Annotated in this window: 16 protein-coding genes; 11 read left to right on the forward strand and 5 right to left on the reverse strand. The window is 65.4% G+C overall.

Going from position 1 to position 13,758, the window contains the following annotated elements:
* Positions 1–253: 253 nt before the first annotated feature.
* Entirely contained in the window at positions 254–1,627 is a 1,374-nt protein-coding gene (locus R3175_RS12265; protein ID WP_318944572.1) for a WS/DGAT domain-containing protein, read from the reverse strand.
* Positions 1,628–1,927: 300 nt separating this feature from the next.
* Between R3175_RS12265 and R3175_RS12270 the strand changes: the two genes are divergently transcribed.
* The gene (locus tag R3175_RS12270) at positions 1,928–2,851 is read left to right on the forward strand and encodes an alpha/beta hydrolase (RefSeq protein WP_318944573.1); all 924 of its coding nucleotides are present in this window, start codon (positions 1,928–1,930) and stop codon (positions 2,849–2,851) included.
* Positions 2,852–2,921: 70 nt separating this feature from the next.
* Entirely contained in the window at positions 2,922–3,692 is a 771-nt protein-coding gene (locus tag R3175_RS12275) for an FFLEELY motif protein (protein ID WP_318944574.1), read from the forward strand.
* On the opposite strand, the gene R3175_RS12280 is transcribed toward R3175_RS12275, so the two are convergent.
* Positions 3,674–3,952: a polyhydroxyalkanoic acid system family protein gene (locus R3175_RS12280; RefSeq protein WP_318944575.1), complete on the reverse strand. Its 279-nt coding sequence runs from the start codon at positions 3,950–3,952 to the stop codon at positions 3,674–3,676. The genes R3175_RS12275 and R3175_RS12280 overlap by 19 nt on opposite strands.
* A gap of 113 nt (positions 3,953–4,065) precedes the next feature.
* Here R3175_RS12280 and ubiE point away from each other — a divergent pair, with 113 nt between their 5' ends.
* The 9 genes from ubiE to R3175_RS12325 all read left to right on the forward strand — a co-directional run bounded on the left by ubiE (position 4,066) and on the right by R3175_RS12325 (position 10,238).
* Positions 4,066–4,857: a bifunctional demethylmenaquinone methyltransferase/2-methoxy-6-polyprenyl-1,4-benzoquinol methylase UbiE gene (gene ubiE / locus R3175_RS12285; RefSeq protein ID WP_318944576.1), complete on the forward strand. Its 792-nt coding sequence runs from the start codon at positions 4,066–4,068 to the stop codon at positions 4,855–4,857.
* Positions 4,857–5,501 carry an SCP2 domain-containing protein gene (locus R3175_RS12290; RefSeq protein ID WP_318944577.1) on the forward strand — a complete coding sequence of 215 codons (645 nt, stop codon included), beginning with the start codon at positions 4,857–4,859 and terminating at the stop codon, positions 5,499–5,501. Before ubiE ends, R3175_RS12290 begins: the two co-directional genes overlap by 1 nt.
* Positions 5,502–5,503: 2 nt before the next feature.
* The gene (ubiB, locus tag R3175_RS12295; protein ID WP_318944578.1) at positions 5,504–7,147 is read left to right on the forward strand and encodes a ubiquinone biosynthesis regulatory protein kinase UbiB; all 1,644 of its coding nucleotides are present in this window, start codon (positions 5,504–5,506) and stop codon (positions 7,145–7,147) included.
* Between the two features lie 32 nt (positions 7,148–7,179).
* Positions 7,180–7,605, forward strand: coding sequence for a phosphoribosyl-AMP cyclohydrolase (gene hisI, locus R3175_RS12300; RefSeq protein WP_318944579.1), 426 nt, complete (start codon positions 7,180–7,182; stop codon positions 7,603–7,605).
* Positions 7,606–7,608: 3 nt separating this feature from the next.
* Complete coding sequence (locus R3175_RS12305) at positions 7,609–7,938, forward strand: phosphoribosyl-ATP diphosphatase (protein ID WP_318944580.1); 330 nt, start codon at positions 7,609–7,611, stop codon at positions 7,936–7,938.
* 92 nt (positions 7,939–8,030) lie between these two features.
* Positions 8,031–8,270, forward strand: a complete 240-nt coding sequence (gene tatA, locus R3175_RS12310) for a Sec-independent protein translocase subunit TatA (RefSeq protein WP_318944581.1) — start codon at positions 8,031–8,033, stop codon at positions 8,268–8,270.
* Positions 8,271–8,281: 11 nt separating this feature from the next.
* Positions 8,282–8,728 (forward strand): Sec-independent protein translocase protein TatB, encoded by a 447-nt coding sequence (tatB, locus tag R3175_RS12315; RefSeq protein WP_318944582.1) that lies wholly within the window; start codon positions 8,282–8,284, stop codon positions 8,726–8,728.
* The gene (tatC, locus tag R3175_RS12320) at positions 8,725–9,519 is read left to right on the forward strand and encodes a twin-arginine translocase subunit TatC (protein WP_318944583.1); all 795 of its coding nucleotides are present in this window, start codon (positions 8,725–8,727) and stop codon (positions 9,517–9,519) included. Before tatB ends, tatC begins: the two co-directional genes overlap by 4 nt.
* Positions 9,516–10,238, forward strand: a complete 723-nt coding sequence (locus R3175_RS12325) for a 16S rRNA (uracil(1498)-N(3))-methyltransferase (RefSeq protein ID WP_318944584.1) — start codon at positions 9,516–9,518, stop codon at positions 10,236–10,238. The genes tatC and R3175_RS12325 overlap by 4 nt, the downstream gene beginning before the upstream one ends.
* Positions 10,239–10,274: 36 nt before the next feature.
* On the opposite strand, the gene R3175_RS12330 is transcribed toward R3175_RS12325, so the two are convergent.
* From R3175_RS12330 to ubiH, 3 genes are read right to left on the reverse strand one after another with little or no spacing between them, the layout of a single operon-like run.
* Positions 10,275–11,213 carry a DUF808 domain-containing protein gene (locus R3175_RS12330; protein ID WP_318944585.1) on the reverse strand — a complete coding sequence of 313 codons (939 nt, stop codon included), beginning with the start codon at positions 11,211–11,213 and terminating at the stop codon, positions 10,275–10,277.
* A 36-nt stretch (positions 11,214–11,249) separates the two neighbouring features.
* Positions 11,250–12,476: a UbiH/UbiF/VisC/COQ6 family ubiquinone biosynthesis hydroxylase gene (locus R3175_RS12335; RefSeq protein ID WP_318944586.1), complete on the reverse strand. Its 1,227-nt coding sequence runs from the start codon at positions 12,474–12,476 to the stop codon at positions 11,250–11,252.
* The gene (gene ubiH, locus R3175_RS12340) at positions 12,469–13,758 is read right to left on the reverse strand and encodes a 2-octaprenyl-6-methoxyphenyl hydroxylase (RefSeq protein WP_318944587.1); all 1,290 of its coding nucleotides are present in this window, start codon (positions 13,756–13,758) and stop codon (positions 12,469–12,471) included. The genes R3175_RS12335 and ubiH overlap by 8 nt, the downstream gene beginning before the upstream one ends.

Consider the following 13,758-nt stretch of genomic DNA (forward strand, 5'->3'; position numbering starts at 1 on the left):
ATTCACTGAGGCCCGGGAAGCCGCTCCCAAGGTCACAGACTTCCCTGGTACTCCTTCGAGTTGAGGATGACGGAGTACTCGTCGCCTAAACCCATCTTCGGGCACTCCCACGGCGGGAAAAATTCGTCGACAGGTCTGGTTTTGTGGGTATTTAGGAGGCTTGAAAATCAGGACTTAGGGATTAATACCCGCCAGAATCCGGCGGCTGAGAAGCAATAGGAGGGACACGAAGCCGGGAGGAAGGGGCTGCGGATCAGGCGGTCAGGGCATCCAGCTCCGCCAGGCAATCCTGCAGGAAGGCCTCCGGCTCGGTGAGAATGGCTTCGTCGGCCACCACGCCGAACTGCACCCGGCCGGCGTAGCTGACCACACTGATACCCAGACCAATGTTGCCCGCCTGGGGCACCCAGAACATCTGCTCGCGGATGGGGCAGCCGGCCAGATAGCGCGGCTCCCGGGTCCCCGGCACGTTGGACACCACCGCGCTGGCCTTGCGGTACATGAGATCGGCGATAGGCTGGCGAAGGGTGGCCGGGAGGAGTGACGCCGACCCCGCCAGCCCCCAGGAGATGCCGGGCTGCCAGCTTTTCTTCAGGCGACGGGTTTCATGCTTGATCCGGAACAACCGCTCCAGGGAACTGTCGCCATCCACCGGCAAGGGCACAAACACGGTGCCGAAGAAGTTGCCCAGCGCCCCCGCCTCCGGACGGATCCCCTCCGGCAGCCGCTCGCGGATGTCCACCGGCACCGCCGCGTGCAGCACCGCAGCGTCCAGGTCGGTCTCACCGTCGGCGAGCCGCAGCCGCACCGCCGAGGCCACGCAGCTCAACAACACATCGTTGACGGTACAGCCGGTGCGTTCCGCCGCGGCCCGGAACCGGGCGAGCTCGACCGGATCGGTCCAGCTGCAACTTCGCCGCCCCAGCAACGGCTGCTTGAGCGGGGAGGGGGTATCCTCCGGCTCCACCAGGAACTGGCTGAGTTCGTTGACCAGGCGCGCGCCCTGCATGGCCAGCCGCTCGATGGGGTGGCGGGCACTCTGATCCGGATGCGTCGCCTCCAGGGTCTCCAGCTCACCGCTGTTAAGCGCCTGCAACCAGGCACCGGCGGAGCGTTTCCAACGGCCAAGATCAACCTCTTCCCGCGCACCGTAGATCACCGGTGCCTGCCGGGGTGACGGCGGGCAGATCCGTTCGAACACGCCAAGCAGCGACAGCCCATCGGCGTAGCAGTGGTGAATCCGCAACAGCAGTGCCGCCCCGCCCTCGGCCTCCGGCACCAGCCAGAACTTCCAGCGGGGCCGGTACTCCGGTAACGGCTCGTTGAGACGGGCCGAGACCCAGTGCTCCAGGGCCGGGCGGGAAACCGCCCCGGCCACCACGCTCAGATGATGGCTGAGCTGAAAGGTGGGGTCCGGTTCCCACCACCAGCCCGGAGCCCGCGCCACCGGCATGTACCGGAAGCGGTCCCAGGCCAGCCAGTAGTCCTGCAGGAACTCCCGGAAACGGGCCTCGGTCAGCCCCTCCACCCGCAGCATGACCGTGATGGTCATCGGATTCTCGGGGCGCTCGAGGGCCAGCCAGGCTGAATCCACCGGCAGTAGGAGATGCGATTCCTCGTGACTCAACGGCTGACGACCCCAGGGTAGTTGAAAATCAAACAGCCCGGCATTGTGCCAGACAACCTGAGCCGGCTCCACAGGCTATGTGTCGCAGCCAATTTACAAAAAATTACATCCAGGTAACTTTCGCCCTATATACTCGTAGAAACGGATGCTTAAGGTATGAGGAGAAGCTTATTGGCTCTGGCATAGCAGAATTATTGTAATCTGCGCCAATACAACAAGTGGGCAAGCACGATAAAACAGATTCACTTGTTCGAATAAACACAATTAAAGCGCAGAACGACTGCTGGTGGGAGAACGGTTATGAAAGCGAGCCATGTTCGCAAGTTGATCAAACCGATTGAAGGCACCTACTCCGAGATGTTTTCCGGCCGGGTCTACCGGGTGGGCAAGGGGGCAGTGTCGGTCCGTAACCACAGCGGCAAGGCCGAACAGACCGTGATTGGAGTTCACGGTTTCCTGGAAAACCACTGCTACTTCACCCAGGCTTACGAGGCGCCGACCACGGAGCTGATCCTGCTCACCTGCTCCAACTACCACATTCCGGTTAATGGTGTGACGCCGGAGACCCCGGACTGGGAAGTGCCCATCAAGCCCCTGGAAGCCACCATTGAGTACGACGCCTGCATCCTGATCCAGGCGCTGACCAACCTGCCCTCCACCGACAACATCCGGGTCCACGGCCATTCCCGTGGTGGTGCGGTCATCATGGAAGCCGTACGCCAGCGTCCGGAACTGTTCGAGAACGTGGAAGTGGTGCTGGAAGCCCCGGTGCTGCCCCAGGGTAAGCTGCACGCCCTGGTCACCACCCTGCTCGAGCCGGTCAGCCACGGCATGTGGCCCTGGCTGATTCGCCTGATCGACAGCGCGCCGTCGTCCGCCTATGGCCAGACCTTCTTCGGCAAGATGAACCCGCGCAAGAAAGTGCTGCTGAGCCGGCTGTTCACCGCCACCAAGGACCACCTGACCATCGTTCGCAACATCGAGAACATCATGGACTGGATGGACCGCACCGACACCTCGGTGTACCAGCATGTCCGCCACGGCACCTTCCTGATCCCCCAGGTGGACCGCATCCTCGACCGCGGCGCCATGCTCGCCAGTGCGCGTCAGAGCCCGACCACCATGCGGATCGTGGAAACCGAGGCGCCCAGCCACTTCATCACCCTGGACAGCGACGAGTGGGTGCCGGGCTTCGAAACCTTGCCGGCGGCCGCACAACTCTGACATCCCGCCCCGGACTCCGGTACACTGGCGCGACTGAATGCCAGTGCGCCGGAGCCCGGAACCGTCCTACATGTATCGTGAACGCCTCGAAAACACCCCTGTCCACAGCGAAAACGCCCGCTACCTGCAGCGCCAGCTGTTGGCCTACCACGACTTCCGGCACCGCAAGGCAGACCACCCGCTGGCGAGCCGCCTGGACCGGTTGACCCAGTGGCAGGCGGCGCGCCTGAAAGACACCCACCGGGACCTGTATTGCCACCCCGGCTATCACCACGGCCTCAACTTCCTGCTGACCGACCTCTACGCGCCGGCCGGCATGACGCGCCGGGACGACAACATCGACCGTATCTTTCCAAAGATGGTGAAATGGCTGCCGGACCCGGTACTGGCCACGTTCGCCGGCCTGGTGGAGCTGAATCGGGTGACCCAGCAACTGGATCTGGCCCTGGTCGAAACCCTGGCGCGGCTCGACCATGACCTGTCGACGCTCACCGAGGCCCAGTATTGCGAGGCTTACCGGGCCGCCGCCAGTGAGGGCGAGCGGCAGCGCCAGATCGAGCTGGTGTCGACCATTGGCCGGCAGCTGGACCGCTACGTCCGTAACCGGACCCTGGGCTGGCTACTCAGCATGACCCGGGGCGCCGCCGAGATGGCCGACCTGGCGGATCTGCACGATTTCCTGCATCGGGGATACCGGGCGTTTCGTGCCATGGACGACGTCGACACCCTGATTGACCAACTGGTGCGCCGGGAGAGCCGGGTGCTCAGTCGCATCCTCGAAGCCCACCCCAGCCCGTTCCGGCTGAACGAGGAACCGGCTGCTCAGCCGTCGATCAGCTGATCCAGCTGGCTGTGGATTTCCTGCTCGATGCGGGACTTGAACGGCCGCAGCAGCATGCTGAGCTCCAGGCGGACGTGAATGTCCTGCGGGGTGATGTCGAGATGCCCCTTGACGCCGCTGCGCTTGAACCTCATGACATCGCCCTCCCATTGATAATGCACATCGAATTGCCGGGACAGGTCCCGGGCCAGGGCCTCGGCGGCCTGGCGGGCATGCTCGTGGTCAAGGGAGTGGGAGCGGTGAACGTCAATTACGGACATGGTGTTATCGGTCTCTGAAAATTTGGAATTTTGATAGTTTAAGGGGGCAATACGCTTGTAGCCACCCCCCTAACCGTTAGAATACGGGGTTCAGATTCTGACAGGACATGCCCATGACCCAGCAACCGCCGTCTCCCGATCAGGAAAACCGCGCCCCGTCCGAGAACGACACCACCCATTTTGGCTACAGCACCGTGCCCAAAGACCGGAAGGCTGGGCAGGTGGCCGAGGTGTTCCACTCCGTGGCCGGCAAGTACGACCTGATGAACGACCTCATGTCCATGGGCATCCACCGGCTCTGGAAGCGGTTCACCATTGAACTGAGCGGGGTGCGTCCCGGGCACCGGGTCCTGGACATCGCCGGCGGCACCGGCGACCTGACCATGAAGTTCTCCGACCTGGTGGGCACCGAGGGCCAGGTGGTTCTGGCGGACATCAACGCCTCCATGCTGCAGGTGGGCCGCAGCCGGCTGATTGACCGCGGCTACGCCGGCAACATCGAGTATGTCCAGGCGGACGCCGAGCGGCTGCCGTTCCCGGACAACCATTTCAACGCCGTCAGCATCGCCTTCGGCCTGCGCAATGTCACCGACAAGGACCAGGCGTTGCGGGACATGACCCGGGTGCTCAAACCCGGCGGCAAGCTGATGGTGCTGGAATTCTCCAAGCCCACCAATCCGCTGCTGAGCAAGATCTACGACAACTACTCGTTCAACGCCCTGCCGCTGATGGGCCAGCTGATTGCCGGTGACTCCGCCAGCTACCAGTACCTGGCCGAATCCATCCGCATGCACCCTGACCAGGACACCCTGAAGGGCATGATGGAGACTGCCGGGCTGGTGAACACCAAGTACCACAACATGACCGGCGGCATTGTCGCCCTGCACGTGGGAATCAAGCCCTGATGTTTCCCGGCCCGACCCTGAGGGCGGCGGTCTCCGGCGTCGTCGAGACGGCCCTGAACCAGGCCCTGGCGCTGGATCCGGCGGGCCAGCAGGCCTTGCTGGATGCGCTCCAGGGGCCGGTGCAGTTCCGCCTCACCGCACCGCTGCCCCTGTCGTTCCACCTCTGCGCGGTGGGGGGCCAGGTTCAGGTCGGCAGTGAGCCGCTGGATGCGCCGGCACTGGATATCGCCGGTCGCCCACTGGCGTTTGCCGCCCTGGCTCTGGGGGATGACCGGGTATTTCAGGAAGGCCGGCTGGCGGTCACCGGGGACATGGCGCTGGCGCACCAGTTCCAGCGCGCCCTGGCCCAGCTCAATCCGGACTGGGAGGCTGCCCTCGCCCGCCACCTGGGCGATGTTCCCGCCCACTTCCTCGGACGCCGGCTGCGAAGTGCGGTCAAATGGAGCCGCCAGGCTTCGGCTTCGCTGCACGCCAACATCGAGGAATACATTCACGAGGAGAGTGGCGCCCTGCCCGGCAAACGGGAGTTGGAGGCCACCTTCGCCGACATCGACGACCTCAACCTGCGGACCGAACGTCTGAGCGCTCGCCTGGAGCAGCTGGAAGCACGGCTGGATTCCCCCCGCACTCACACACCGGAGTAACCGTGACGCGCCTGCAACGCCTGATTCGCATTGCCTGGGTCTTCTGCCGCTATCGGCTGGACACCTTCCTGCCCCTGGCCGAGCTGCCCGCCCCGCTCAAGATCTTCTTCATCCTCGCGCCCTGGCACCTGTTTCCCCAGCCCAAGCTAAGCCGGGGCGACCGGCTGCGGCTGGCACTGGAGGAGCTGGGACCGGTGTTCGTCAAGTTTGGCCAGATCCTGTCCACCCGTCGCGACCTGCTGCCGGACGACATGGCCGAGTCCCTGCGTCACCTGCAGGACCGGGTCCCCCCCTTCCCCGGCGCCGAGGCCCAGGCCATCATCGAACGCTCGCTGGGGGCGCCGGTGACCGACTGTTTTGCCGAATTCAGCCAGCAACCCATGGCCTCGGCGTCGGTGGCCCAGGTGCACGCCGCCACCCTGCCCAACGGCCAGCAGGTGGTGGTGAAGGTCATCCGCCCCGGTATCGAGAAAGTCATCCGCCAGGACCTGGCCCTGATGTACCTGATGGCCGGCCTGCTGGAGCGCTACTGGTCCGAGGGCCCGCGCCTGCACCCGGTGGAAGTGGTGGCCGACTACGACAGCACCATCCACGACGAGCTGGACCTGCAGCGGGAAGCCGCCAACGCCAGCCAGTTGCGCCGCAACTTCGAGGGCTCCAGCCTGATCTACATCCCCGCCATCGACTGGGACTACACCCGCAATGACGTCCTGGTGATGGAGCGCATCCACGGCATCCCGGTGGCGGATGTGAACGCCCTCAACGCCGCCGGCGTCAACCTGAAGGTGTTGGCGGAGAAAGGCGTGGAAATCTTCTTCACCCAGGTGTTCCGGGACAGCTTCTTCCATGCGGACATGCACCCGGGCAACATCTTCGTCGATGCCAGCAACCCCCAGGACCCGAAGTACATCGCCATTGATTTCGGCATCGTCGGCACCCTGGCCCCGGACGACCAGAGCTACCTGGCCCGCAACCTGCTGGCGTTCTTCCGCCGGGACTACCGCCAGGTGGCGGAGCTGCACATCCAGTCCGGCTGGGTACCGCCGCACACCCGGGTGAACGAGTTCGAGGCCGCCATCCGCACCGTGTGCGAACCCATTTTCGAGAAGCCGCTGAAGGACATCTCCTTCGGGCACTTCCTGTTACGCCTGTTCCAGACCGCCCGTCGCTTCAACATGGAAGTGCAGCCGCAACTGGTGTTGTTGCAGAAGACGCTGCTCAATGTGGAAGGCCTGGGCCGTCAGCTGTACCCGGACCTGGACCTGTGGAGCACCGCGCAGCCATTTCTGGAGCAGTGGATGCGCCGGCGCATCGGCCCCAGCGGTATGCTCAAGACCCTGCAATCCCACCTGCCGGCCTGGATCGAGCAGTCCCCGGACATGCCGCAACTGGTGCACGACGCGCTGTTGCAGTTACGCAACAGCGGGCCCACGGTCCAGCAAAATAGCGATACACTGGAGCAGATCAAAGCCCAGCAGGCCAGCCAAGACCGCCGCTGGCGCCGCACGGTGGCCGCCGCCGTATTGGCCGGGGGCGCCTGGCTGAGCGTGGAACACAACCTGCTCGCCCTGGCCGCCGAGGTACCGTTGTACGGCTGGGGGCTGCTGGCAGCCGCGGCCTGGCTGGTGGCCCGCGGGGGTCGCTGAGCGACGACAATCCTCAAACGAGAGTCACAGAAATGCAAGATTCTTCACCTAATCTCGACAACCCTGAGTGGCTGGACGAAGTCACCTTCGACGCCGACGGCCTGATCCCGGCCATCGCCCAGGACGCTGCCACCGGCGACATCCTGATGATGGCCTGGATGAACCGGGAATCCCTGGCCCTGACCGCCAGCGAAGGCAAGGCGGTCTACTGGTCCCGCTCCCGCGGCAAGCTGTGGCGCAAGGGCGAGTCCTCCGGCCATGAACAGCGGGTGTCCGAGATCCGCTTTGACTGTGACGCCGACGTGATTCTGCTGAAGGTGGAACAACGCGGCGGCATTGCCTGCCACACCGGCCGTCGCAGCTGTTTTTACCGGAAGCTGGAGCATGGCCGGTGGGTCACCGTCGACCCGGTGTTGCGGGATCCGGAGAGCATTTACGGATCCAAACAGGGAGATTGAGGCATGAGCGATGTATTGGCACAGCTGGCACAGGTGCTGGAAGCCCGCAAGCAGGCGGACCCGGACAGCTCTTACGTGGCCAGCCTCCACGCCAAGGGGCTGAACAAGATCCTGGAGAAGGTGGGCGAGGAGTGTACCGAGACCCTGCTGGCCGCCAAGGATGCCGAGCAGTCCGGCGACACCGGCGAGCTGGTGTATGAAACGGCTGATCTGTGGTTTCATACCCTGGTGATGCTGTCACGACTCGGCCTCGGCCCCGAGGACGTGCTCAACGAACTGGCACGGCGGTTCGACCTGTCCGGGCTGGACGAGAAAGCCGCCCGTAACAAGTAGGGGGTACGCTAACTCTTTCGTGGAATTGCCGGAACTCTGCCGGATTAGCGTACAATGGGCACACATCAAGCATTGAAAACGAGGATCCCTCTATGGGCATCAGTATCTGGCAGTTACTCATCGTACTTGGCATCGTCATTCTGTTGTTCGGAACCAAGAAGCTGCGCAACATCGGCAGTGACCTGGGGGGCGCCATCCGTGGCTTCAAGAAGTCGATGAACGACGACGAGCCCGAGCAGAAGGACGATCCCAAGCCCGTCGATGACAAATCCGACAGTGCTCCTCAGCAGGCCCGTTCCGACGACAAGGCCAACGAAAAAACCCACAGCTGAGCCCGGGCTGAATGTTTGATATCGGCTTTCTGGAGCTATTGATCTGTGGCGTCATCGCCCTGCTGGTGCTGGGCCCTGAACGCCTGCCCACGGCTGCGCGCACGGCCGGCCGCTGGGTCGGCAGTGCCCGTCGCCTGGCCAGCCAGTTCTCCACCGAACTGGACCGGCAGCTCAAGGCCGAGGAACTGCGCGAGCAACTGAAAAAGGCCGGCGATGTTGGGCTGGATGACGTCGAGAAGACGGTCCGCGACGCGCTGGACGAGGCCAAGAAGTACGAACACCTGGTGGTGAAGGACCCGTCCGCGCCACGCCCGGCACCGGCCACCCCCAGACACAGGCCGCCGGAGGAATCCACCAGTCCCGAGCCCTCTGACGCCAACCCGCCGGCTGACGCGGCGGAGACCGAGTCACGGCCCTCGGGTTCATCCCAGGACAGCGCCCCGGAACACCGTTCATGAGCTCCCCACACCCCGGCCAGACACCGACGGACACCGCCGACAGCCAGCAGGAAATGACCCTGATCGAGCACCTGCTGGAACTGCGCAACCGCTTGCTGAAGATGGTGCTGGCGGTGCTGGTGTGCTTCCTGGCCATCTACCCCTTTGCCAACGAACTCTACCTGCTGCTGTCGCAGCCGCTACGGGAGCTGCTGCCGGTGGGCCAGACCATGATCGCCACCGACATCACCTCACCGTTTTTCGCCCCGCTGAAGCTGGCGCTGGTGCTGGCGGTGTTCGCCGCCATCCCGATCATCCTCTACCAGCTCTGGAGTTTCGTCGCGCCGGGGCTGTATGCCCACGAGAAACGCCTGGCCTTCCCCCTGCTGGCCACCTCGGTGGTGCTGTTCTACCTGGGCGCCGCTTTTGCCTACTTTGTGGTCTTCCCCCTGGTCTTTGGCTTCTTCACCGCCATTGGCCCGGAAGGCATCGTGGAACTGCCGGACATCAGCAGCTACCTGAATTTCGTGCTGAAGATGTTCTTTGCCTTCGGGGTGGCCTTCGAGATTCCCATCGCCACCATCCTGCTGATCCTGACCGGCGCCACCACCCCGGCGGATCTGGCCGCCAAGCGCCCCTACGTGGTGGTGGGCTGCTTCATTATTGGCATGATGCTGACCCCGCCGGACGTGATCTCCCAGACCCTGCTGGCCCTGCCCATGTGGCTGCTGTTCGAACTGGGCATCCTGTTCGGCCGGCTGGCCCAGCGCCGCCCGGACGATCAGACCGCCGAGGACCGCGACGGCGAATGAACCTGGCCCTGCTGCACGACGATGACTTTATAGCGCCCGACCGGGTACGCCTGAGCGGCCGGCGGTTTGAGCACCTGGCGGGTATCCTCAAGGCGGAACCGGGCGATTCGATTCCGGTGGGCCGGGTCAACGGCAACATCGGCACCGGTCGCCTGGAACGGCTGGCCGAACAGGAGGCGGAGCTTCGGGTCGTGCTGGATACCCCACCCCCGGCGCCTCTGCCCCTCAGCCTGGTACTGGCCATGCCCCGCCCGAAGATGTTCCGGCGGGTGATCCAGACCGTCGCCGCCCTGGGGGTCAAGGACATCTGGGTGATCAACGCCTACAAGGTGGAGAAGAGTTTCTGGCAGACCCCCTGGCTGGCGGAGGCGGCACTGAGGGAAAACCTGACCCTCGGCCTGGAGCAGGCCCGGGACACCCGGATGCCCAATGTTCGCCTGCGCAAGCGCTTCAAACCCTTCGTGGAAGACGAGCTGCCGGGCCTGTTGCAGGCACGCCCCGGCGTAGTGGCCCACCCCGGTACCGACACCCCCTGCCCCACCCACATCAACCGGCCGGCCACCCTGTGCATCGGCCCGGAAGGCGGCTTCATCCCCTATGAGGTGGACAAGCTGATGGACGCGGGCTGCCAGGGGGTCCACCTGGGCTCGCGCATCCTGCGGGTGGAAACGGCGGTGCCAGTACTGATCGGGCGGCTTTACGACAGCTGCGCGAACTGACCGCACCGGCCAATCCCCGCCCGCAACAGACAGGTCTCAGGAAGTGCCCTTGAGCCCCTTCCAGCCACGCCCCAGCAGGGACACCAGCGCCACCACAATGGCGCCGGCGACAACCCCCACCAGGCCATCCGCCAGCACCGACCCAAGCACGGCCATCACGCCCCCCAGCGGCTCGGTCAGCTGGTGTATCAGCTGGTACAGGGGGGGAATGCCGTGGGCAATGATGCCACCGCCGACCAGAAACATGGCCGCCGTGCCCAGGATCGACAGCCCCTTCATCAGATGGGGCGCCAGCCAGAGGATACCGCGCCCGGTGGCCTGCTGGACCGAGGGCCACCAGCCGTCACCGGGGCGCCGGCTGAGGTACAACCCGCCGTCGTCCAGCTTGACGATACCGGCCACCAACCCGTAAACCCCGATGGTGATCAGCAGCGCCACCACGGACAGCACCGCAAACTGCATGCCGATCGGCTGATGGGCCACCGTCCCCAGGGTGATGGCGATGATCTCCGCGGACAGGATGAAATCGGTCCGCACCGCCCCACGCACCTTGTCCTTTTCCAGGGCCACCATGTCCCGCGCCGGGTCCTGCAGCGCCTGCTTCAGTTCCTGGCGGTGGGCCTCATCCTCCGCGCGGGAATGAAGCCACTTGTGGGCCAGCTTCTCGAAGCCTTCGAAACACAGGAAGGCCCCGCCCAGCATCAGCAGCGGCGTGACCAGCCAGGGGACAAAAAAACTGATGGCCAGGGCGGCGGGCACCAGGATCACCTTGTTCCGCAACGAGCCCTTGGCCACCGCCCAGACCACCGGAATTTCCCGGGCCGGGCGAACGCCCGTGACCTGTTGGGCGTTGAGGGCCAGATCGTCCCCCAGTACCCCGGCGGTCTTCTGGGTGGCCACCTTGGTCATCGAGGCGACGTCGTCGAGGATGGTGGCAATGTCATCAATCAGGGCGAGTAGACTGGCTGCGGCCATGGGGGGTTCCTTGTCTTGCCGTTGAAAGTCGGTTAGTCAGTGGTGCAGGCCCATGGCCTCGGCGGCGAGGCGCTGCTTCAGCGGGCCGGCGCGATCAAGCCAGCGCATGCCGGTGTTGCGCAGCCAGCGCAGCGGCAGCTCATCACGGGCGAACAGCTGTTTGAAGCCCTCCATCGCCGCCATCATGGTGAGATTGTCGCCCTTGCGGCGACGCTGGTAGCGGGCCAGCAGCAAGGGATCGTTCGGTGCCAGGCCGCGCTGCCGGCCCTGTGCCAGCTCATCCAGCAACACCCGGACATCGCTGTAGCCGAGGTTGGCCCCCTGTCCTGCCAGCGGGTGGATGGTGTGGGCGGCATCCCCCACCAGGACCACATCGCCGCTGACGTAGTCCTTGGCGTGACGCTGGCGCAGCGGAAAGGTAAACCGCCGGGAGACCGACTCGATGGCACCCAGCTGCCCCTCGATGGCGCTCTCCAGGGCGCTGGTGAAGGCGTCGTCGTCCAGCGCCGCCAGCCGTCGTGCTTCGCTGGTGTCCTGGGACCAGACGATGGAACAGTAGTGCTCGTCCGAGGGCTGCTCACAGCCCAGCGGCAGGAAAGCCAGGGGCCCGGTTGGGGAGAACCGCTGCCAGGCGGTGTGCTGATGGCCCCGGGCGGTGCGCACGGTGCAGACGATGGCCTGCTGGTCGTAATCCCATTCCCGCGTCGGCAGGCCGGCCCACTGGCGCAGCCGGGAGTTGCCACCGTCCGCCGCCACCACCAGGGAGGCGGTGAGCGAGCGCCCGTCCGCCAGCGTCAGGGTCCGCCCCTCGCCGCCCGCGGTCATACCGATCACCTGACTGCTGTCCAGCACGGTGACCGGACTCTCAGCCAGGGCCTGGAACAGGGCGCGCACCAGGATACGGTTCTCGACAATGCTCCCCAGCTCAGGGACCTGCAGGTCGTGGGCATCGAAGCGGATACGGCCGGTACCGTCACCATCCCACACCTCCATGCCCCGGTAATTGCAGTGACGTTCCCGGGCTAGCCGGGGCCAGACCCCGAGGCTGTCCAGCAGCCGCTTGCTGGCGGCAGAGATGGCGCTGACCCGGGGCTCGTAATCATCCACCGAGGTCACCGTCGAGGGTGTCTCGGTGATCTTTGCCAGCTGACCGGCCTCCACCAGGCCCACCTGCCAGCCCTGCCGGGCCAGTCCCAGGGCCAGGGCGCTGCCGGTCATGCCGCCGCCCACCACCAACACATCAAAACGGGCCGAGTCAGTCATCGCCGCCTCTCGCTGCTTGTCGTTCGAACGGAAAGACCGGGCGCCGGGCTTTCAGGCCCATGGCGCTGCGGGCGAACCAGCGCTTGGCCCCCGGCAACAGGTCCAGCCCCACCAGACCGGCATCCCGGGCCAGGGCCAGGGCCGGCTGGCTGTCGCCGAAGATCCGGATCAGGGAATCGGAGAACCGCACAGTTTGTTGCCAGTCCTCCCGGTGAACGGCCTGGTAGCGGCCTAGCAGGGCCAGGTCACCCAGCGCAATGCCTTGCGCCACGCCGCACTGGAACTGCTCCACCAGCGCCATGATCCCCCGCAGGGCCAGATTGAAGCCCTGGCCCGCCACCGGATGCAGGGTGTGGGCAGCGTTGCCGATCAGTGCCATGCCCGGGCGCACCGGCTCATCCACGGTGGACAGGGTCAGTGGGTAGTGACTGCACTGGCCGATCTGTTCAAACCGCCCCAACCGCCAGCCAAACCGCTGTTGCAGGCGCTGGCACTTGCCCTGGGCCGTGAGCCCCAGCACCTCGTCCAGGTCGGCCCCGGTCAGGGTCCAGACCAGGGCACTGGTGTTGCCGGGCCGTTGGCCACCGCCGTGGGGCAGCAGCGCCATGGGCCCGGCCCCGGTAAAGCGCTCGTAGGCGGTGAAGTTGTGGCTTTGGGCGGTGGATACGTTGGCAATCAGGGCATGCTGGTCGTAGCGGCGGCTGGAGACCTGAAACCCCAGCCGCTCCCGGAGGCCGGAGCGGCCGCCGTCGGCGATCACGATGCATTGGCCGGTGAGCGTATGCGGATGCTCCCCCTCGGCCACCGCGACCGACACCCCACCGGAGATTCGACCGACGTCCCTCACCTGGGCCGGGGCACGCCAGCTCACCTGGGGGCAGGCCCTCAGCGCGGCCATCAGGCACAGCCCCAGCCAGCGGTTGTCCACCACGTAGCCCAGCGCCTCCTGGCGGTGATCACCGGCCGCCAGACGGGTAGCGCCAAAACGGCCCCGGTCGGACACGTGGATGTGACGGATGGGGGTGGCCTGCTCCGCCAGCCGGGCCCACAGGCCCAGTTGTTCGTAGATCAGCCGGGAACCCCAGGCCAGGGCGGTGGAGCGGGCGTCATAGCTGGGCTGGTAATCCGCCGGCAGGGGCTCCCGCGACAGCGGGAAGGCTTCCACCACGGTCACTCGCAGCTGTGGCACCGCCCGCGCCAGGGCCAGGGCCAGGGTGGCCCCGGCCAGGCCGCCGCCGGCAATGACAATGTCGGTATCCAGCTTACGCTCGTTCGGCTTCAC

Source organism: Marinobacter sp., assembly GCF_033722735.1.
GTDB lineage: Bacteria > Pseudomonadota > Gammaproteobacteria > Pseudomonadales > Oleiphilaceae > Marinobacter.